The sequence below is a fragment of the Posidoniimonas polymericola genome (genome assembly GCF_007859935.1).
GTDB classification, from domain to species: Bacteria; Planctomycetota; Planctomycetia; order Pirellulales; family Lacipirellulaceae; genus Posidoniimonas; species Posidoniimonas polymericola.
On the sequence record NZ_SJPO01000011.1, the window covers coordinates 105,829 to 125,885 of the forward strand.

The following is a 20,057-nucleotide window of genomic DNA, read 5'->3' on the forward strand; positions in this document are numbered from 1 at the left end:
TTTTTTCGTTACCGCCCCCGCACGACCTTCCCGCCCGGCCACCCCATGCCCAATCACCCCAACGAACAGGCGATGATCCACGCCTGGCGGGCGAACGCTACCGCCTGGGCCGACGCGGTCCGCGGCGACAAGATCGCGAGCCGCGTCGCGGTGACCAACGAGGCAATCGTCAACGCCGTGACGACGCTCAAGCCAAGGTCGGTGCTCGACGTCGGCTGCGGCGAGGGGTGGCTCGCCCGAGAGCTCACCAAGCGGGGCGCCGACGTGCTAGGCGTCGACGCTATCGTCGATCTCGTAGAGCAGGCCCGGGCCGTCGGTGGCGGCGCTTTCGAGCAACACTCCTACGACGAGCTGGCCGCCGGCTCGGTGCCCCGGCGGTTCGACGCCGTGGTGTGCAACTTCTCGTTGTTCACCGACCATTCGGTCGAGCGGCTCTTCGGCCGGATCCCGGAGATGCTCAACCCGGGCGGGCACTGCGTGGTGCAGACGCTCCACCCGATCACGGCGCCGGGCGACCTCCCCTACAAAGACGGATGGCGGGACGGGTTCTGGGACGGGCTTGGCGAGGGCTTCTTAGACGCGCCGCGTTGGTACTTCCGCACGCTGGCGTCGTGGGTGCGGCTGTTTAGCTGTTGTGGGCTTAAGATCGTTCAGATTGTCGAGCCGACCGCCCAAGACGGGTCCCGACCGTCCTCGCTGATCCTTGTGGGCCAGAAGTCGTAGCCGAGTCGCAGCGGGGATTTCAGCCGCCACAATAGGAAGCCCGCGGCCCCACGAGGCGGGGATCCGGCCCCTCGGACTTCCGAAAAACGAGTAGTCCCTGCGGACTTAACGGAACGCCAATGTAGAGTTCTGCATGCGGAGCCGGTGTGCGTTTACTCTTGTTGAACTGGTGATTGTGGTCCTCATCCTCGGGATTCTTGCGGCGGTCGCTGCGCCGCGGATGTTCGACACCGCCGGCGATGCTTGCGAGAGCACGCTCAGGCACAATCTTGCCGTCGTCCGAGAAGCGATCTCGTACTTTAGGGCCCAGCAGGGCGCCTTGCCCGGGGCGGACGGAACCGAGGCGACCTTCCTGGCGGATGTCGGCGCTTACCTGACCACGCCGTTCCCATAGAACCAGTTGAAGGGCAGCAGCAGCGTCGCCGTGAAGACCACTGGGACAGCTTTGTCGGTCGGGGGAGCCACGGGCTGGTGCTACGACAACCAGACTGGCGAGTTCATCGCCAACTCGAACGGCATGTCGAGCGACGGTGTGCGGCGGTACTCGGAGTGGTGAGCGTAATCCAGCAATGGCGGTAGCCTACCCGACCCGCTCTACGGCGCTGACACCGGCTCGCCGACCTTGGGCCAGCCGTCCTGGGTCCAGGTGAGCGGCCGGACCTGCAAGATCCGCTGCGCCTGGAGGTTCTCGACGTCGTACGTGTGGTGCACCATCCACTCGCCCTGGTCGGTCGCGATCACGCCGTTGTGGCCGGGGCCGCGCCAACGCTCGCTGTTCTGCAGCACCACCGTGCCGCCGCCGTCGAGCATCCTGCGTCCGTCGGCGTCGACGTACGGGCCGGTTGGTTGACGGCTGCGTCCGACCGCTACCTTGTAGGTGCTCTTAGCGCCGTCGCAGCAGCCGTCCCACGAAACAAACTGGTAGTAGTAGCCGTTGTGGAAGTAGACGAACGGCGCCTCGATGGCGTGCGAGCGGGTGTCGGGCCGGGCGGCGACCGGCAGGATCTCGGCCGCCTGTCTTGGCTTGCCGGTCGACGGGTCGACCTCGATGACTTTGAGGCCCGCCCAGTGCGATCCCCAGAACAGCCACCAACGGCCGTCCTCGTCGACCAGCAGCGCCGGGTCGATCGCGTTGAAGTCGGTCCGCGAGGCGTCGGAGTCGATCACCTTGCCGCGGTCCTCCCAGGCGTAGTCGGGGCTCGCCGGGTCGAGCGACTTGTTGATCGCCAGGCCGATCGCCGAGTGCTGGCTGCCGAACGTCGAGACGCTGTAGTACAGGTAGTACAGCCCGTCGTGGTAGCTGAGGTCGGGAGCCCAGATGCCCTGCGTGCCGGGCACGTCGCGGGCGGCCCAGGCGGGCACGGCGTCTTCGAACACGCGGCCCGACTTGGTCCAGTGCACCAAGTCGGTGCTGCGGAGCAGCTGCACGCCCTCGCCGGTAGCGGCGACATAATAGACGGTCTTGCCGTCGTCACTGGTGACCGCCACCCCGGTTGGGTCGGGGGCGCCGTTGAGCAGTCCCTCGCGGGCGCTGGTTTCACTACGCGCCCCGCGTGCGCTGAACGCTACGGCAGCGAGCAACAGAACAGCGGCCAGCGTAGGTCGAAGAGCAAGGGCGTTCGTCACGGTGTTGGGCATCGTTGAGGAGGGGCTGAATTAATTCTAGGGCATCGTGGTGAGATCGGGTGGTTGGGCGAGAGCACCAACCCGATTTTAGCAGGGCAGCGGCGGACCCGCGGGCGAGAACGCCGCGTTTAGCCGAAATGCTTGTGCGACCCGTCGCACCCGGGCGGCCTCTTGGTGTGGCCGCAGGTGCAGTCGTTGATCCCCTTGCCGGCGAGGATCTGCGGGGCAAACTTAGCAATCCGGGCGGCGCGGGTGGCGGCCTACTTGGCGCCGGCGAAGTGCAGCAGGTACGCGCGTTGGCGACCTGGCGTCAGGGCCGCGAACGCATCGCGGAGGGCTGGGTCGTGGTCGATCGCGTCCTGGAACTCTAGCGGGAGTTCGACCTCGCGGCCCTGCTCGAAATCGATCCGCTGGCCAGACTCCTCGATACGCACGGCTTCCTTTAGGTACTTGGTTAGCACCTTCTCGAGCGCGACAACGTCCTCGGTGTCGGTGAAGCGGACGACCCGCGCCGCGCGGGTGTTCTCGCCCGGCTTGGCAAGGATCTTCTGCGGGTCCTTCAGCAGGGCGCCCTTGAAGAAGCTGAGGGTGCAGCAATCCTTGAATTCGCCGAGGATGACGATGTTCTTGCCGCCGGAGGTGTATCAGGGCTGGCGCCACTTGAAGTCCTCCTGCAGCCCGGCTGCGAGGACGATCCGCCGGAGAGCGGTCAGCTCGGCCCGCCACTTCTTGAGCGACTTCAGGTAGTCGTCGACTTTTGCGTTCGCGGTGCTCATAGGCGTGATCCGACTCGTCAGGCCACCTATTTACTGATCCCGGCGCCGCACAGACCGAGGCCGACCAACCGAAGGCCGGTTTCTGTGTGGGCAGGCTCAATGCGGCGGGTTCATTCGCCGCGGAGTCATGAATGATGCGGGCCCGCGGGCCCTGCGTCTATGGCTTCTTCGGCGGCGTGAAGCGGATCTTCTCCACCAGCGTGTGGGGATCGCCGTTCTCGATGTAGCCGCTGATGGCGGTGATGGCGCGGATGGTGTAATCGTAGCGGAGGTTGTAGTCGGCGTCGATCTCGACCTCCGGCTCGTCGCCCGCCCCGGGGCCGCCGTCGTCCTGGACGATGGACCGCAGGTACTGGTGCAGCTGGGCGAACGCGTCGGGGCCGTTGCCGAACGACTTCTCGCCCATCTGGACCGACGCCAGCTCGCCGTTGTCGTTGGCGGCCAACCGGAGGCGGAGCGTGGGAGTCTCGAGCGGCTGCGGCTGTGTGTTCTCGCTCGGCAGCGGCATCCGGATGTTGAAGTCGCCCTCGGGCAGCACGATCTTGAACGTCATGATGAAGAACACGAGCAGCAGGAACACGATGTCAATCATCGGCGTCATCTGCAGCTCGATCTTTTCGCGGTGGTCCGCGTGACGGATCTTCATGATGCGGTGCTAGGCGCTGGGCGGCAGTTGGTAGCGGGAGGATGTTATGAAGCGTCGCGACTCGGCCGCGCGGAGGTGCGTCGCTACTCACGCATGATCAAGGTGTTCTCGTCGCTGGTCTTGCCGCGGAGGGCGAAGGTCTCGAACTCGGCCTCCTGGCAGGCGCTGATCGCCTCCTGCACAACGCCAGTGCGGACGGTCTCGTCGGCGCGGATGATGACGGTAACTTCCGACAGCTTCTTGGTCTCGCCGTAGGCCTTGATGATGGCGGCCTCGCGTCGCAGGGCCGGCAGCAGGGCGTCGGGCTCCAGCTCGTCCCGGGCGAAGAGGATGGTCTCGTCCTTGGTGATTTGAATGGTCAGCGGCTCGTCGTACGGCACGTCGGGCGGTTGGGCGAGCTCGCTCGCCGGCAGTGTGATCCGCTGGTCCTGCTCGACCTCGGTGAAGTTGATCAGCACCATGAAGAACGCGATGAGCTGAAACGTCATGTCGATCATCGGGGTGAGATCGCCCTCGGAAGCCTCGAGCTGTCGGCGGCGGGTGATTCTCATGGCGGGCGGTGGTTGGAGGACGCTGGGCGCTGGGGGAACGGCGCGGGCGCCTACTTCTGGAAGCGGCTCATCAGGCCCTCGCTGACGATGCCGACCTCGAGCACCAGGCGGGCGACCCGGTTGCGGAGGATGTTGTAGGCGGCGATCGCCGGGATGGCGATCATCAGGCCGGCCAGCGTGGTGAAGAGCGCGGTCGAGATGTCGCCGGCCAGTTGGCTTGGCTTGGGGGCGCCGGTCGTGGTGGTGGCGATGGTCTGGAACGCGCTGATCATGCCCTGCACGGTGCCCATCAGGCCGATCATCGGGCTGATGGTGCCGATCAGGGCCATGTAGCTGAGCCGGTGCTCGAGCTTCATGTTCTCTTCTTCGCCGACTTCCTGCATCGCCTCGATGGCCTGCGGGTAGCCCTGCCCCGCCGACAGCTTGCCGAGGCCGGCCGACAGGACCTTGCCGAGGAACGACTCGTCGGCGTTGGCGAGCTCGTAGGCCTCGGTGTACTGCTTGGCGTTGAGGTGCTCCTCGAAGCTCTCGGTGAGCTCCGCCGGCACGACGTTGCTGCGGCTGGCCTGCAGCAGGTTCATGACGAACAACGCCACGAGCGTGAACGACAACGCCAGGAAGACGATGCTGTAGCCCCAGCCGAGCGACTCGGCGACCCAGGTCAGGTAGTTCTTCTCAGCGGGGATGGCGGCCGCGTCGGCCGCCTCGTCGCCGCCCTGGGCGAACGCGACCTCGGGGGTCGCCAGCACGGAGACCACCGCCACGGAGCCAAGCAGCAACGACAACGAGAGAAAGCCCGCCAGGCCTGTCCGGCCCAGCGGCCCAATTGGTAACCGCATCTGGTACTCCTGTCGCTCGCGCGAGTAGGTTCTGTTCCGAAGAAGTTTTCAGTCTAGTCAGGCCGCCCACGGGCCGCAAAGGCTCGGTGGCTCGGCTCGCCGCGGGGCCCGCAGTTCGGCGAGAATCGGTAGGAGTTAGGAGGGCTGCGGTGGTTTTCGGAGCGGTCCGGCGGCCGGCAGGGTCACTCTCGGGTCACTCCGCCTTACTTCTGAGCCCACTGGCTGGCGGCGTACCGCTCCTTGAGGGCCTGGCGGGCCTCACGGGCCTTGGACGACTGGCCGATGGTGTCCCACAGGTCGCCCAGGTGGTATAGCGCCTCGGCGTGGGCGGCGGGCTGGGCGTCGTACAGCAGGTCGACATGCAGGTATGCGAACAACGCCTCCTTGGTTTGCCCGGCGGCCAGGTAGCAGCCTCCCAGGGCGTTGTAGGCGTCGGCGTGCAGGCCCTTCTCCTCGGGGTCGGCCTCGGCGATCACCGACCGCACCAGATCGGCGCCCTCGTCTGCCTTGCCGGCGGCGCCGAGGCTCACAGCTCGGCCGAGCTTAGCGGCGAGGGCCTGCGTCTTGTCGGCGGCCGAGTCGCCGGCCATGGTCTCGGCCTGGGAGAAGCGCTGGATCGCCTCCTCGTGCTTTCCCTCGGCCTGCAGCGCCTTGCCAACCAGCACGGCGGATCGGACCTTGTAGGCGGGGATCTTGCTGCGGGCCAGCAGCTCGTACTTCTTGATGGCGGCGTCGTTGTTGCCGAGGGCCACGAGCATGTCGCCGATCAGCTCGGTCGCCTCGAGGAAGTGGTAGCTCTGGCGGTTGGCGTTGAGGAAGCTGTTGAGCTCGCTGCCGGCGTCGGTCATCGAGCCGTCGCCCATCAGGGCCCGCTTGGCGGCGCAGTACGCCTTGTAGAACGCGACGTCCTGCTTGATCTCGTCGCGTTTGACGTCGGCCATCGACACCTCCCCGAGCTTCGAGATCGCCTTCTCGTAGGCGCCGCTGAGGGCGTTGACGCGGGCCTGGGTCAGCGCCGAGGGCTCGCCGCCGTACTGGATGCTGCGGATGTCGGCCACGGAGACCGGCGTCTCGCGGCCGCCGCGTTCGATCACGACGCCCAGCGGGCTGACCTTGGTGACCTCGCCGGTCTGCGCGCCGGAGTAGGTGCGGACCCGGTCGGTCTGCGCTTGGCTGGTGGCTGTGACCAACGCCGCCACGACGAGCGCGGTCAGCGTCAGGGAGTGCTTGCGAATCATGGAGGATTATCCGAGCGTGATGCGTTGCGGAAGTTTGGTAGGGGCCGCGCTGGTGAATTCCGAGAGGCCGACCGGCTTCTCGCCCTCGGCGCGTTGGATCTTCTTGAGCAGCGTGTCGAACTGCGTGCGCCGCTCCTCGCCGCCCAGGTCCGAGTACTGTCGCGACAGCAGCAGGATCGTCTTGCGGGCGCTGGCGAACTGCCTCTGCTGCTGATCGCCAGAAGCCTTCATCCCGGCCAGGTAGCGGCTGGTCGCGACGTTCAGCCACGACTCGAAGAACAGGTCGCGGTACTCGGGCTTGCTGCGGGCGACCTTGCCGCTAACGCTGGCGAGCTTGCTCCAGCCCCAGATCAGGTTCTTGCCGGTCTTGACCGAGGGACGCGCGCCGCGGATCGAGTCTTGCAGGTGGCCGGCGTCGCCCTGCTGGCCCCACTCCTGCAGCGTGTAGGCGGCCAGCTTCTGAACGTCGAGCATCATCTCGCGTTCCTCTAGCAGTCCGGCGAAGGTCTCGATGGCTTTGTCGTACTCGCCGAGGCCCTTCTGCGCGGCGCCCAGCTGCATGCGGACCGCCAGCGAGGAGGTCGGGCTGGGGGCGGACGACGGGTCGCTCGCGGCGCGCTCGGCCAGCGACCGGAAGCCATCGCGGGCCCGCTCGAAGAACTGCTTGCGTTGGGCGTCGTCGGCGTCGCCCTCGAGGCCCTCGCCGAGCCTCAGGTAGGTCTGCGCCATCCACTGCTGCATGGTCCAGTCGCCGCCGGTGTCGGCCTCGCCGATGCGGGCGACAAACTCGGCGAACGCGCCGCTAACCCGCTGCGCGTCGGCGGTCTTGCCGGCCTGCTGCAGCTCTTCGATCTGCCGCTGCAGCTGCACTCCGAGCGCGAAGAAGATGCGCGTCAGCGCCTGCTTGTCTTCAACAGCCGACTCAAGCTCGCCCATCACGTTCATCGCGTCGGCGGTGCGGGGCGGCGTCATCGACAAGTACGCCTGCAACGCGGTGCGGTAGGCCTCGGCCTTAAGGCCGGGGTTGTCGGCGATCGTGCGGGCGCCCTGCTTGGCCAAGGCCAGCGGCCCGATCTGGCGGTCCTCCAGCAGCTTCACGGCGTCGGCCGCGGCGCCGTCGGAGAGCCTGGCCTGAGCCAGGAACAATGCGCCGGTAATCGCGGTGACGTCGACGTCGTTGTCGAGCTGGGTGACGGCATTGAGCGCGGACTCGAGGTCGTTGGCCGCGCGGCGGCGTTCGGCCGGCGAGGCCGAGGCGCCCGAACGGGCCGCCTGCTCCCAGCCGGCCAGCGCCAGCCGCAGCTCGAGCGGCGCCCGCCGCTCGGCGGGCACATTCTCAAGCACCGTCCTCGCGTCGTCCAAGCGGTTGTCGCGGATGGCGGTCGAGAGCAGCACGCTGAACGCAGAGTCGGCCAGCGGGCTGCCGGCCCAGCGTTGAGTGACGAATTTGCAGAGCCGCACCATGTGATCGCTGGCGAAGTCGGTCGACTCGCCGGACTGCTCGGCCTCGATCCGCAGCTTTTCAAAAGCGGCCATCGCCAGCTTAGTGGCGCCCTCGGCGGCCGGGTCGCTGGGGTGCTTGGTCGCCAGGAACTCGGCCAACGCCGCGCAGCTCAGGTAGTCGCCGGTCTCCCAGTACAGATAGCTGAGCTTGTTGCGGGCGTCGTTGAGTCGGGGGAGGGGCGTCTCGGAGTCAGCGAGCCGCAGCGCCTGGCGGAACAACGCGAGCGCCCGCAGCCGTTCTTGCTGAGCCGAGTCGCCGCCGGCGTCGTCCTGACCCGTGCGGGCGGCTAGCTGCGTCGCGAACACGGCATTCAGCGCGTCGACGCCCATCTGGTAGGCCTCTTGGAAGGTCGCGGCGTCGACCTGGCCGGCGCCGAGCTGGTCGTTGAGCGCAACAAGTTTCAGCCGGGCGTCCGACTGGTGCTCGTTGAAGCCACGCGACGCGTCTGCAAAAAGGTCGCGGGCCTGCCGCCGCAGTTCCTCTGTCTTGCCCTTGTCGGTCGCCGCGTCCGCCAGGGTGATCGCGGCCCGGCCGAGCTCGTACTTCAGGGCCAGCACCGCGGGCTGCGACTGCTCCTTGCGGGGGATGTCGTCCAGCCACTCGGCGCCACGCTCGAGCGCCTCGCCGGCTTCGTCCTGAGCAGTCAAACCCGCTACGAGGCTCGTCTGGGCCATGCGGACCAGCCGCCGCAGGCTGGGGTCTTCGGTCGGCAGCGAGGCGACCACCTCGAAGCAGCCGTCCGCCAGGCGGTGCTGTCCGAGTTCCTGGTAGCAGCGGCCCTCGTACAGGTGGGCGTAGAAGCCGATGCCGGCCGACTGCTGGGTGTCGTACTTCTCGTAGAGCGCAGCAAAGTCTTTGGCCGCCTTCTCCAGCAGTTGCTTCCGCTCGTTGGAGTCTGACGGGTAGGTCTTCGCCAGCTCGTTCAGGGCGCGGGCGTTGGAGAGCCGTGACTGGGCGAGTTGGAAGCGGAGCTGCAACCGCTGCTGCGCCTCGGGGCTGCCCGGTTGAACCGACTTGAGCGGCTCGAGCGCTTCCTCGTAGGAGGCCTCGGCCTGGTCGAGCAGCCGCCGCGATTCCTGGATGTCGGTCCGCGCGCGCTCGATCTCGGCGTTGCGCTCGCCGGCCGACAGCCGCTCGGCGGCGGCGGCACGCCGGCCGGCGCCGTTGATCAGCACGCCGGCGAGCTTCGCGTTCGCTTCGGCGACCAGTCGGGGCGCCTGGTTGGCTTCGGTGAAGGCCTTGAGGTCGCGCCGGGCGTTGTTGACTGCGGCTTCGCGGGCCGACTGGGAGCTAAGGGTCTGGGCGTGCTCGAGCTGAGTGACCGCCCGTTCGTAGGGGATCCGCTCGCGGACCGCCGGGTCGGCGCGTCCCGGCTGCTCTAGCAGGTCCAGGTACTCCAGCGCGAGTTCGTAGTGCCCTGCCGCCCGCATCGCGTCGAGGAACTCGGCGGTGTCGTCGGCGGCCTGCGAGCGGCGGGGCCAGACGCACAGCGCGAGACCTAGCAGTAGAACCGTGGAGATTCGCCGGATGGGCATAGCAAAGGCAGGGGGGACAAGGCTGCGGCAGCGAGCGGAGTCGTCGCGCGGAGGACGCATCCCCTGACTATAAGCGAAACCAGGCGTTTCTCTCCATCGGATGGCAAAAACCAGCCCGATCAGCCCTCGTCCGCAATCCGGTTCAACCGATTCTGCAGACCGTCCGGGATAGGCACGTCGCGCAGCAGCTCGTTCAGATCAAGGGCGTCGACCGCCGCACCCTCGCTCCCGACGCGGGACTGCACGCCGCGCTGCGCTGGGTCGAAACGTTGCGGGCCCACGAAAGCGTTAAGGAAGCCGCTGTCCGAGGCGTCCAGCGAATGAAGGTGGTCTGACATCTAAGGCGTTCACTTTCCCGATCACCCCGCCAACCAAACTGTGGGCCGATCGAATTCTGGTTACACACCCCCGCAGGGGCGTCCCCTCCCGGCCCGGCGGCCGGACCCAACCCGCTGGTGCGGTGGGTCCTTCTGCCGGGGGCAACGCGCCGGGCTGTGCCCGGCCGCAGCAGCGCTCCCTAGGAAGTTCTAGGCTCTAACAACGGTCGGCAAACTGTCGTTGAAGTCTATCGCTTGGAGAGACTAAGGAGGTGTTGGCGGAGTCGCCGGCGGGCCCGACTGACGCGTGAGAGCACCGTTCCTAACGGCACGCCCAGTGTGTCAGCGGTCTGCTGGTGGGTAAGCTCTCCCACGACGACCAGGAGCAAAGACTCCCGGAGCTCGGGGGACAGCCTTGAGAGTGCGTACTGCATCTCGTCAGTGTACTCGTGAGCCAACGGATCCTCGGCCTCGCAAGCGACCTCGTCAACGCGATCACCCGCGGCCACCGGGACTCTCCCGGACCGCCGCCAGCGATCAACGACACGCCGCCGCAAAATTGCCGCCAACCAAGCCCGCTCTCCCCGACCCTGCTCGAATCGCTCTCGGCTGGTCCATGCACTCCGCATGGTTTCCTGCACAATATCCTCTGCGTCGTGGGGCGAGCCTACCAAACGGTAGGCCAACCGGTACAGCGCGGTGGAATGCTCTTCGATGAGTTCGTGAAACTCGGCCCGTGTTAGCGACACCCGTTGCCTCTCCTATCTGCCTGTTCCGTGCAGATGCTGGAGTATTTTGTGGCCTGCCCGGTAGCGGACAGACCACGCTTGTTCCGACCGTAGTATCGCAGCCTGCACGGTTTTCTATTGCCGCTTGGCAGGAATTTTCTAGAGATTTTGCAACGCGTTGTGCCGCAACGGTTTAGTGCAGCTGCATTGAGCCCTCCGGGAGGCAAAATGGGGTGAAACTGCGGTCTGCTTAAAAATTGCCACGCCCGCGGCGCCTCATTGCCCGAGCCGGGGTTTGTCTCCTTACGCCGATAGCGACCCCGGCTCCACTTCTCAGCGGCGAGCTAAATCGCCGACCTGAATCTCTACCCTGGAGTAGACCTCATGAAACTGTCTAATGCTGCGCGCACGGTGCGAGATGGGTTGCTGATCGTTGCAGCGGTGACGGGGCTTGGCGGCTTGGCCGCCTCGGCGCAGGTGATCGCGCCGACCATTAACGACGTCTCATTCGCCACTGTCAGCACTGACAGCGGCGCGGCGATCTTGGCAATGTCGCTCGTGTGCCTCGGCCCCGGTCGTCGGCGACTCGGCTGACTGGTAAGCTGCTGGCGGTCCGTTCCCCAACCCACCGCCAGCCGTTATGCCCGCCGCCGAAACCGCCATCGCCGCCGCCCAACGCTTGTCGCGGGCGATGAACAAGCTCGAGTTCGATCCTCCGGTCGAATGCGTCTACAACCCGCTGACCTACGCCTGGGCCGCCCACGAGGCGTACCTGCGGCAGATCCCGCCCGGCGGTGTGCGGGTGCTGATGCTCGGCATGAATCCCGGCCCGTGGGGCATGGCCCAGACCGGCGTGCCCTTCGGTCAGGTCGCCGCCGTGCGGGACTGGATGAAGATCGACGCGCCGATCAAGACGCCCAAGCACCAGCACCCCAAACGCCCGATCAACGGGCTAGCCTGTGAGCGGAGCGAGGTGTCCGGCGAGCGGCTGTGGGGGCTGATGCAAGCGAGGTTCAAGACGCCCAAGCGGTTCTTCAAGGAGCACCTGGTCGCCAACTACTGCCCGCTAGCCTTCATGGAAGAGTCCGGCCGCAACCGCACGCCCGACCACCTGCCGGCGAGCGAGCGGGCGCCGATCACCGAGCTGTGCGACAAGCACCTGGCCGAGTTAATCAAGGCGGTGCAGCCCGAGTGGGCGGTGGGCGTGGGCAAGTACGCCGAGAAGTGCCTGCTGCGTGTAGCGGGCGATTCGGTGAAAGTCACCACGATGCTGCACCCCAGCCCGGCCAGCCCCGCCGCCAACCGCGGCTGGGCCGAAGCCGCAATTAAGCAACTCGAAGCGGCCGGCGTGTGGTAGCAGTGCACATAGCGGGGTAGCGGCAACGCGTGATGCATGGTCGCGGTGTGGGGGCGTGGAGCAGCCTCAAATCAATCCGGTATTGTGGCCGCCCGGTTCGGCGTCACAATAGTCTGGATTAATCCGCCCACTCGTACGCCGAGCCATGCGGGGTCGCGACCAATGAACTTATCCTCTCTGGGGTTGCTGCTTTGTTGGGGGGCGGTGCTGTACAGCTCAGCCTCGGCGGAGTACGCCGTTTACGAGTCGGTGGACGCGGGGCGGTCTTGGAGCAAGTCGGACAAAGGGCTGCCGGCCGACCTACGCGTCAATGCATTCGCTGTTTCCGGCGGACGGCTGCTTGCCGCAACCGAAAGGGGCATCTATTTCTCCGGCGACGACGCGGCGACTTGGCAGCCGGCGAAAATGTCAGCGTGGCCTACCTCGCGGACGCTCTGCGTCATCGACGCCGGCGGGCGCCTGCTCGCGGGTACCGACAGCGGCCTCCTCGAGTCTAGTGACGGCGGATCAAGCTGGCGCCCCACAGATTCCTTCCCGTCCGCTCGCGTCCGCAGTCTGCTTGCCAGCCGCGGCAAGGCCTGGGCGGGCGCAGACGACCAGGGAGTTTGGGTTTCTAGCGATGCAGGCAGGTCCTGGTCCGCAGCATCCGACGGGCTCCCGGCTTCGCCGCAGGTTTTTTCGATGGCGGACCTCAATGGCCGCGTCTTTGCGGGGCTGTACAGTCGTGGCCTTTGGGAGTGGGAAGCTGCAACGGAATTGTGGGAACAACGGCGGCCGGTTGAGCCGCTGACGATCGCCGCGGCCGGCGGCACGCTGGTAGTCGGACACAACCCCGGCGGACTGCATTGGAGCGAAGACCAAGCCGTCACGTGGCGCCGCGGCGTCGACCCCTCGACCGCCGGGGTGGGCAAGGCATTGATGTCCGACGCGCCGGTATGGCGCTTGGAGTCGGGGGACGAGTTGGTGTTAGCAGGCGTGGCAGATGGCGTGTACCTGTCGCGTGACCTCGGCCGAACATGGCGCCGAGTTGAGCAGGGAATCCCCGCCGGAGCTCCCGGGATAGCGTTCTATGTAGGGAAGCGTGTAGCGTTGGCCGCCGTTATCTTGGGGGGCAGTATCGACTCCCGAAACTCCGATTAGCATTCGCGTGGCCGCGTCAGATGCATTACCGCGATTGCGGCATTGGGTCTCAATCCGATCGCGGCGCTTTGATATTAGGAATTGGCAAGCACCATCCCCGCCACACCGGCCATCAAAACGTAGTAGAAGAAGACCCACCAGGTCTGACGGATCAGCCGGCCCTCTTGGCCGCTGATGCCGACCACCGCCGACGCCGCTACGATGTTGTGCACGCAGACGGTGTTGCCCGCGGCGCCGCCGACCGCCTGCAGCGCTACGACCCACAGCGGGTCGGCCGCGATGCGGGTGGCGACCTCAAACTGGAACAGCGAGAACATCATGTTGCTGATGGTGTTGCTGCCGGCCACCGCGGCGCCCAGGCCGCCGACCATCGGCGCCACCGCGGGCCAGGCGGCGCCAGTAATCTGCTCGACGCCTGCTGCCAGCGCAAGCGGCATCGAAGGGAGCCCCGCGGCGCCCCCCGCGCTGAGGATGAAGACCTGCACCATCGGCGCGGCGAACAAGAGCGCTACCGACGCCCGCCCAACCGTCGCTAGGGCGCCCTGCCCTTCGTCGACAAACGCCCGCCACGAGCAGCCCCCGACCCGGCGAAACAGCAAGAATGCCGCCAGCGAGACCATCACGAACAACGCCCCGGGCGAGTACAGTGGCGCCACGCTCCGCGCGAACGCGGCGCCGTAGCCGCTCTGGGCTCCGACGACAAAGTAGTTCAACGCTTGTTTGAGCGGCGGCGCCGTCCGCGAAAGCAGCAGCAGTACCGCCGCGGCCGCGTAGGGCGACCACGCCAACCAGGGCGGGATTAACCTTTCACGCTCGTCAGTGGCCCCGGCGCTGCCGAGCTGGCCTTGCCAGTCCGGATCCCATTGCTCCTCGGGGGCGAAGTCCCACGGCTGCTCCGCGTAGCGGCGGAATACGCCGGCCTTCAGAGCGCCGGTCACCACGGCCAGGCCGACTAGCCCGCCCGCCAATGCCGGGAACTCGGGCCCAAGCAGCCACGCGGCCGCCAGGTACGGCAGCACCATCGCCAGCGCCGCGAATAACGCAAACGGCCACACCGCCAGCCCGTCCCGCAGCGATCGGTTGGGCCCGTAGAAGCGGGTCATTAACGAGACCATCAGGAGCGGCACCAGCGTGCCGATCCCCGCGTGCAGCACGGCGACCCTCAGGCCAATCGTCGTCAGGAATTCGCGCCAGCCCTCCGGGCCTGCGCCGCCAACGGTGGCGGCCAACTGCTGCACACCGGGGTCGCCCGACAGCCCGGTTGATACGCCAACCAAGATTGGAGTGCCGGCGGCGCCGAACGAGACCGGCGTGCACTGTATCGCCAGGCCCGCGAACACAGCGGCCAGCGGTGGGAAGCGGAGTCCGACCAGCAGCGGCGCCGCGAGCGCAGCCGGGGTGCCAAAACCGGCCGACCCCTCAATAAACGAGCCGAACAACCACGCCACGACAATGACCTGCACCCGCCGATCGGGAGACAGGTCCGAGATGCTGCGGCGGATCGACGCCATCGCTCCGCAACGCTCGAGCGTCTTCAGGAGCAGCACCGCGCCAAAGACGATCGCGAGGATCTCGCCGGTGATCACCAGTCCCTTGACTGACGCCGCGGCCACCTGCCCTGCCGGCAGTCCCCACAGCACCAACGCCGAGGCGACCACCGCCGCGTAGCCAGCCGGCATCGCTACCTTCGCCGGCAGGCGAAACGCGGCGAGCAGCACGCCGACCAACGCCAGCGGCGCAGCGGCGGCCAGGCTCAACGCGATCCCGCCCATCCTGCCCCCTCGACTGGTTGCCGTTGATGGCCGCGTGCCCGAGGTCCGCTACTCACGGCCGGCGGTCACGCCCTGCCAGTCGTCGGTGCGGAACGGCGTCAGCGGCAGGTGGGCGCCGTCGTAGACGTTCACCTCCGGGTTGGCGGCCCAGCCGTAACGGACGGCCGCCGGGGCAGCGACCTCCGGGCTCCAGACCTCGATGCGGTCGCCGTCGATAATCTTGGCCTCGGCCCAAACGAACTTCTTGTCCTCGCCCGCGACGCTGAACCCAACCGGTTGGTTGACGTCGAACGCCCGCAGGCCGCCATCGACGTGGTCGAACGAGAGGACGATCTTGCCGTCCTGCTTCTCCATCGACTTGTACCGCGGGCTCTGGCTGGCGATGTCGTAGCCGTATTCATTGGCCAGGGCCAGCCGCGCCAGCCGGTTGCCGACGTCGCGCTTGTTGCGGGGGTGGATGTCGCGGCCCTCACCGACGTCGATGATCACCGCCTGGCCGACGTTTGGCAGGGCGTCGAGGGTCATGGTCTGGGCCTCGCGGAGCTCGGCCCAGTCGCTGTCACCGGGCTGATCGGTCTCGCCCTGGAAGTCGGCGAGCTGCACCCAGTAGAACGGGAAGTCGCCCTGGCCCCATTCCTTGCGCCACGACGAGATCATCAGCGGGAACAGCTCGCGGTACTGGTACGCCCGACCGGCGTTCGACTCGCCCTGGTACCAGATGGCGCCGCGGATGCCGTAGCCGAGGTGGGACTTGAGCACGCCGTTGTAAATGTTGGCCGGCCGGCTGTTGCCTCCCATCGTGCGCTTCAGATTGTCGAGTCGATCCTGCTGCTTCTTGGTAGGCTCCTCGATGGCCGACAGTTGCTCAAGTTCCAACTCCATCGCCTCCCAACGCTTCAGCAGACCGTCGTGTCCGGCCTCCTTGATGGCAGCACGGTTGATCCAGGCCTCACAGGCCGAGCCGCCCCACGCGTCGTGCACGAGCCCGATGGGGATGTCTAGGGTAGCTTGCAGGTCCTTGCCGAAGAAGTAGCCAACCGCCGAAAAGTTCCCCAACGTGTCCGGCGAGCAGACCATCCACTTGCTGTTCTTGTGCGAGAAGATCGGCTCCTGCACGCCGACGTTGGGGTAGTTGATCATCCGCAGGTTCGGGTTGTTGGCCGCCAGCTTCTCGAGGTCGAAGTCGTAGGAGTTCTGCATCGACCACTCCATGTTGGACTGGCCGGAGCAGATCCAAACCTCGCCGACCAGCACATCGGCGATGCTGATCTCGTTGCTCCCCTTCACGGCGAGCGTGTGGGGGCCGCCGGCGTCCATCGAGTCGAGCTCCACCGACCAGGCGCCCCGATCGTCGGCCTTCGTTTGGTGCTCTTGGCCGGCGATCGAGACCGTCACCGCCTCGCCCGGATCGGCTTTGCCCCACACACGGTTGGCCTGCTGACGCTGCAGCACCATGTGATCCCCAAAGATATTGGGGAGCTGCACCTCTGCGAGGGAGACGCCGCTCAAGCAGGTAGTGAAGGCGAATGCCGCCAATAGCCCATTGCGTAGATCTGCAAGCATGCGAGGATTCCTGAGACACGGGGTGCGAAAAGAAGGGAGCCTTCGGCCACGACACGGCGGGAGGCCTGCCGGAGGTCGCGCTCGGACGCCGCCACGGTTGGGCAGAATTATAGCCGAGCCGGCGTCGCGAAGCGACTATTGGTAGTTCCGACCCCCGCCACGGCGAACCACGCTAGTTCTCCGCGACGCCGTCGCCCCCACTGGCGAGGTGCTTCCGCAGGTAGCTGGCCCGCTCGATCGCGCGGTCCGAGGAGTCGAGCTCCATGCCGGCGAGCTTCTGCAGGTGGGCGGGCTGGGTGTGGATGAAGAGCTTGTTGATGGTGGGCGTCGCGACGTCCTTGATGAGGCCGAGGTTGATGCCCAGCCGCACGCTGGAGAGCAGGTGCAGGGTCTCTTCGCTGGTGATGGTCTGCGCGGTGCGGAGGATGCCGAACGCGCGGCTGACGCGATCGTGCAGGGTCTCTTGACTCTCGCGGACCAGGAAGTCGCGGGCCTGACGCTCGTAGTCCAGCAGCACCGGCACGACGTCGGCCACTTTCTTGGTCAGCTCTTCTTCACTCAGCCCGAGGGTGACCTGGTTGCTGATCTGGTAGAAGTCGCCCATCGCCTGCGAGCCCTCGCCGTACAGGCCGCGGACCGCCAGGCTGATCTTCTGCAGGCTGCGGAACACCTTGTCGATCTGGCGGGTGATGACCAACGCCGGCAGGTGGACCATCACACTCACTCGGGCGCCGGTGCCGACGTTGGTTGGGCACGCGGTGAGGTAGCCGAGTTTGTCGCTGTACGCGTAGGTGACCTGCTCCTCGATGAGGTCGTCGAGCCGGTTGGCCGCGTCCCAGGTCGCCTGCAGGTCGAGCCCGCTGCGCATCACCTGGATTCGCAGGTGGTCTTCCTCGTTGACCATCACGCTGAACTGTTCTTGCGGGTCGACCGCGACGGCGCGGGCGCCCTCGCTTTCGGCCAGCTCGCGGCTGATCAGCTGCCGCTCGACCAGGAACCGCCGGTCGAGCTCGTTGAGCTCGCCGAGGTCGAGGAACGTCAGGTTGCGGGGCAGCCGCTCCTCCTCCTTCAGCAGGTCGATCCGCTCGCGGAGGATCCGCTCGATCTCGGTCCGGTCGACCTCGGTCGCCTTGGCCATGAAGGGGAACTCGGCCAGGTTGCGGGCCAGCCGCACGCGGCTGCTCACGACGATGTCGGGCTCGGGGCCGGTGCCGCGGAGCCATTCGCCGCAGTTCTGCGCGAGTTCGTTAAGGTCGAGGCCCATGGGTAGCTAAGTCTTTGGCGGGTGGCGGGTGGCGTCGGCTAGGCGTTGCGGGCGCTCTCGATGGACTTGATCTCGTCGCGGATCTCCGACGCCCGTTCGTAGTTCTCGCCCGCCACGGCCTGCTTCATCTCGCGCCGCAGGCGGATGAGCTGGGTCTGCTGCTCGGCGTCGCGGACGCTGTGGCGCGGCGATTTGCCGACGTGGTGGGTCTCGCCGTGGATGTTGACCAGCAGCGGCTCGAGCTCGCGCGAGAAATGGGCGTAGTCGTGGGGGCAGCCGAGCCGCCCCTGCTTGCGGAACTCCAGGAAGCTGATCCCGCAGAACGGGCAGACCCGCTCGTCGAGCCGGGCCAGGTCCTCGGCGGTCTCGCCGACGGCCGCCTGGGCGATCAGGCCGGCCATCGCCGGGATCACCTCGCTGGCGTCCTCTTCCTCGGGGGAGAGGAAGGTGTGGGCGCACTGCTCACACAGGTGCAGCTCCTTCGGCTCCCCGTCCACGAGGTCGGTGATGTGGAAGGTTGCCGGTTTCTCGCAGCGTTGGCATTTCATGGGACGGTGCTCGACGGGCCGGGATCGCGGCGGCCCCGGAGCGGCAGACAATGCGCCGCTCAGAAAATAAATGGGGTGGTCCGCGCGAACCCTTACGGCACTGGCGATTCTATAGGGGGGCCCCAGAGTGTCAAGGCAACTTGAACCGGCTACGATGGACGCAAACTGTTTTGCCGCAAGCAATAAGGGCGATCGCCACCGCCGTTGTCCCGGTCGCCGCCCGGGTGCTAAAGTAGGTAGACCCCCCCGACCCCAACCCCCCCTAACCCTCGTCCTGCACGTGCACCACCCCTGCCCCGCCGAGTTCTGCAAGCTGGCCCAAACGGCCGACTATGTGCCGGTGTTCCGCCGCCTGGTAAGCGACACCCTGACGCCCGTCACGGCGTACGACCGATTGGACGAGGGCGCGTCGGCCTGTTTGTTCGAGAGCGTCATCGGCGGCGAGAAGGTGGGCAGGTACAGTTTTGTCGCCGGCAACCCGTACCGGCTGATCGAGGCCCGCCGCGACCGTGTGCTGATCACCGACTACCACCGCCCCGCGACCAAGTCGCCCGCACCGGCGTCGACCACCGAGCAGCAGTCCGACAACCCGCTAGAGCTGCTCCGCGAGCACCTGCACGCCGTGCGGGTGGCGAAGCTCGCGGGCCTGCCGCCCTTCGTGGGGGGAGCGGTGGGCTACGCCGGCTACGACACCGTGCGGTACGTCGAGGACCTGCCAGACGCCCCCACCGACGACCGCGATCTGCCGGACATGTCGTTCGCTTTGTTCGACCACATGGTGGTGTTCGACAACGTGAGCAAAACGGTCTACGTCATAGCGCTGGGCGACGTTTCCGATGCCGACACCGACGCCCAGCGCGAGGCCGCCCGGCGCGACGCGGCCGCCCGGGTGGACCACCTGGTCGAGCTGCTCGCGACCCCCGCTGGCACGCTGACCCCCGAGGACATCGACACCACCGGCGGCGTCGACCTGCCTTTCGAGTCGAACTTTACCAAGGAAGGGTTCGAGCAGGCGGTCGAGAAGTGCGTCGAGTACATCCGCGCCGGCGACATCTTCCAGGTCGTGATCAGCCAGCGGCTCCAGACGCCGCTCGAGCAGTCGCCGCTGGAGGTCTACCGCACGCTGCGGGTGGTGAACCCCAGCCCGTTCATGTTCTTGCTCCGCTCGCCGGCGTGCACGCTGGTGGGCAGCTCGCCGGAGATTATGGTGCGAGTCGTCGACGGCAAGGTGACGGTCCGTCCGCTGGCCGGCACGCGTCCCCGCGGAGCCGACGACGACGAGGACCGCCGCCTGGGCGAGGAGCTGCTCGCCGACCCGAAGGAACGCGCCGAGCACGTGATGCTGGTCGACCTCGGCAGGAACGACGTCGGACGCGTCGCCGAGTACGGCAGCGTCGAGATCTCGGACGTGATGGTCATCGAACGCTACAGCCACGTGATGCACATCACGTCGAACGTCACCGGGCAACTGAAAGAAGGCGCCGACGCGTTCGACGCCCTGGCCGCCTGCCTGCCGGCGGGCACCGTCTCGGGAGCCCCTAAGGTGCGGGCGATGGAGGTGATCGACGAGCTCGAACCCCACCGCCGGGGGCCGTACGCCGGTGCGGTGGGCTACTTCGACTTTGCCGGCAACCTCGACACCTGCATCGCCCTCCGCACGATCGTCATCAAAGGGGACACGGCCTACGTCCAGGCGGGCGCCGGCATCGTCGCCGACAGCGTCCCCGAGGCCGAGTACCAGGAGACCCTCAACAAGGCCCGGGGCCTGCTCAAGGCGATCGAAATCACCAAGAAGCGGGGCGCCCAGGCGTAGCCGCCGGTGGTCATGGGGCCGCCCGACGGGCCGATTGCTCTTCCTCGTGCGGGCGAATCCTGCTACCAACCCTGCATCACCCAGTGGTCGCGATCGGCGGGGTGCTAGCTAGATTCC

21 protein-coding genes are annotated in these 20,057 nt (G+C 67.0%); 7 read left to right on the forward strand and 14 right to left on the reverse strand.

The annotated features are described in order from the left end of the window. The first annotated feature begins 45 nt into the window (after nt 1-45). The 3 genes from Pla123a_RS20045 to Pla123a_RS25195 all read left to right on the forward strand — a co-directional run bounded on the left by Pla123a_RS20045 (nt 46) and on the right by Pla123a_RS25195 (nt 1,279). On the forward strand, nt 46-723 hold the full coding sequence (locus Pla123a_RS20045; protein WP_146590329.1) for a class I SAM-dependent methyltransferase: 678 nt from the start codon (nt 46-48) through the stop codon (nt 721-723). Between the two features lie 133 nt (nt 724-856). Further along, nucleotides 857-1,117 (forward strand): type II secretion system protein, encoded by a 261-nt coding sequence (locus tag Pla123a_RS20050; protein WP_146590331.1) that lies wholly within the window; start codon nt 857-859, stop codon nt 1,115-1,117. 30 nt (nt 1,118-1,147) lie between these two features. Further along, nucleotides 1,148-1,279, forward strand: a complete 132-nt coding sequence (locus Pla123a_RS25195) for a hypothetical protein (protein WP_261342766.1) — start codon at nt 1,148-1,150, stop codon at nt 1,277-1,279. Nucleotides 1,280-1,317: 38 nt separating this feature from the next. Here Pla123a_RS25195 and Pla123a_RS20055 read toward each other — a convergent pair whose 3' ends face one another. From Pla123a_RS20055 to Pla123a_RS20095, 10 genes are all read right to left on the reverse strand, one after another. Beyond that, nucleotides 1,318-2,349 (reverse strand): arabinan endo-1,5-alpha-L-arabinosidase, encoded by a 1,032-nt coding sequence (locus Pla123a_RS20055; RefSeq protein WP_231956568.1) that lies wholly within the window; start codon nt 2,347-2,349, stop codon nt 1,318-1,320. 260 nt (nt 2,350-2,609) lie between these two features. Next, complete coding sequence (locus Pla123a_RS25200; protein ID WP_315852886.1) at nt 2,610-2,972, reverse strand: YdeI/OmpD-associated family protein; 363 nt, start codon at nt 2,970-2,972, stop codon at nt 2,610-2,612. A 21-nt stretch (nt 2,973-2,993) separates the two neighbouring features. Then, the gene (locus tag Pla123a_RS25205; protein WP_261342767.1) at nt 2,994-3,125 is read right to left on the reverse strand and encodes a hypothetical protein; all 132 of its coding nucleotides are present in this window, start codon (nt 3,123-3,125) and stop codon (nt 2,994-2,996) included. A 157-nt stretch (nt 3,126-3,282) separates the two neighbouring features. Next, on the reverse strand, nt 3,283-3,771 hold the full coding sequence (locus Pla123a_RS20065; protein WP_146590335.1) for an ExbD/TolR family protein: 489 nt from the start codon (nt 3,769-3,771) through the stop codon (nt 3,283-3,285). A gap of 83 nt (nt 3,772-3,854) precedes the next feature. Further along, nucleotides 3,855-4,322 (reverse strand): ExbD/TolR family protein, encoded by a 468-nt coding sequence (locus Pla123a_RS20070; RefSeq protein ID WP_146590337.1) that lies wholly within the window; start codon nt 4,320-4,322, stop codon nt 3,855-3,857. A gap of 50 nt (nt 4,323-4,372) precedes the next feature. Beyond that, entirely contained in the window at nt 4,373-5,161 is a 789-nt protein-coding gene (locus Pla123a_RS20075) for a MotA/TolQ/ExbB proton channel family protein (RefSeq protein WP_146590339.1), read from the reverse strand. Nucleotides 5,162-5,364: 203 nt separating this feature from the next. After that, nucleotides 5,365-6,399: a hypothetical protein gene (locus tag Pla123a_RS20080; protein WP_146590341.1), complete on the reverse strand. Its 1,035-nt coding sequence runs from the start codon at nt 6,397-6,399 to the stop codon at nt 5,365-5,367. 6 nt (nt 6,400-6,405) lie between these two features. Next, nucleotides 6,406-9,438: a hypothetical protein gene (locus Pla123a_RS20085; protein ID WP_146590342.1), complete on the reverse strand. Its 3,033-nt coding sequence runs from the start codon at nt 9,436-9,438 to the stop codon at nt 6,406-6,408. A 119-nt stretch (nt 9,439-9,557) separates the two neighbouring features. After that, entirely contained in the window at nt 9,558-9,776 is a 219-nt protein-coding gene (locus Pla123a_RS20090) for a hypothetical protein (protein WP_146590345.1), read from the reverse strand. Nucleotides 9,777-10,003: 227 nt separating this feature from the next. Beyond that, entirely contained in the window at nt 10,004-10,504 is a 501-nt protein-coding gene (locus Pla123a_RS20095; protein ID WP_146590347.1) for an RNA polymerase sigma factor, read from the reverse strand. Between the two features lie 363 nt (nt 10,505-10,867). On the opposite strand from Pla123a_RS20095, the gene Pla123a_RS20100 reads away from it, so the two are divergent. The 3 genes from Pla123a_RS20100 to Pla123a_RS20110 all read left to right on the forward strand — a co-directional run bounded on the left by Pla123a_RS20100 (nt 10,868) and on the right by Pla123a_RS20110 (nt 12,980). After that, nucleotides 10,868-11,077 carry a hypothetical protein gene (locus Pla123a_RS20100; protein WP_146590349.1) on the forward strand — a complete coding sequence of 70 codons (210 nt, stop codon included), beginning with the start codon at nt 10,868-10,870 and terminating at the stop codon, nt 11,075-11,077. 46 nt (nt 11,078-11,123) lie between these two features. Further along, nucleotides 11,124-11,840 carry a uracil-DNA glycosylase family protein gene (locus tag Pla123a_RS20105; protein WP_146590351.1) on the forward strand — a complete coding sequence of 239 codons (717 nt, stop codon included), beginning with the start codon at nt 11,124-11,126 and terminating at the stop codon, nt 11,838-11,840. Between the two features lie 681 nt (nt 11,841-12,521). Then, on the forward strand, nt 12,522-12,980 hold the full coding sequence (locus tag Pla123a_RS20110) for a WD40/YVTN/BNR-like repeat-containing protein (protein WP_146590352.1): 459 nt from the start codon (nt 12,522-12,524) through the stop codon (nt 12,978-12,980). 74 nt (nt 12,981-13,054) lie between these two features. Here the strand turns inward: Pla123a_RS20110 and Pla123a_RS20115 are convergent, their stop codons facing one another. From Pla123a_RS20115 to Pla123a_RS20130, 4 genes are all read right to left on the reverse strand, one after another. After that, nucleotides 13,055-14,752: an L-lactate permease gene (locus tag Pla123a_RS20115; RefSeq protein ID WP_146590354.1), complete on the reverse strand. Its 1,698-nt coding sequence runs from the start codon at nt 14,750-14,752 to the stop codon at nt 13,055-13,057. 48 nt (nt 14,753-14,800) lie between these two features. Next, a complete protein-coding gene (locus tag Pla123a_RS20120; protein WP_146590356.1) occupies nt 14,801-16,315 on the reverse strand; it encodes a sialate O-acetylesterase in 1,515 nt (504 codons plus the stop codon). Nucleotides 16,316-16,487: 172 nt separating this feature from the next. Further along, entirely contained in the window at nt 16,488-17,579 is a 1,092-nt protein-coding gene (locus Pla123a_RS20125) for a protein arginine kinase (protein ID WP_146590358.1), read from the reverse strand. A gap of 38 nt (nt 17,580-17,617) precedes the next feature. Beyond that, nucleotides 17,618-18,127, reverse strand: a complete 510-nt coding sequence (locus Pla123a_RS20130) for a UvrB/UvrC motif-containing protein (protein ID WP_146590360.1) — start codon at nt 18,125-18,127, stop codon at nt 17,618-17,620. A gap of 280 nt (nt 18,128-18,407) precedes the next feature. Here Pla123a_RS20130 and trpE point away from each other — a divergent pair, with 280 nt between their 5' ends. Then, the gene (gene trpE, locus Pla123a_RS20135) at nt 18,408-19,940 is read left to right on the forward strand and encodes an anthranilate synthase component I (protein WP_231956569.1); all 1,533 of its coding nucleotides are present in this window, start codon (nt 18,408-18,410) and stop codon (nt 19,938-19,940) included. Nucleotides 19,941-20,057 lie beyond the last annotated feature (117 nt).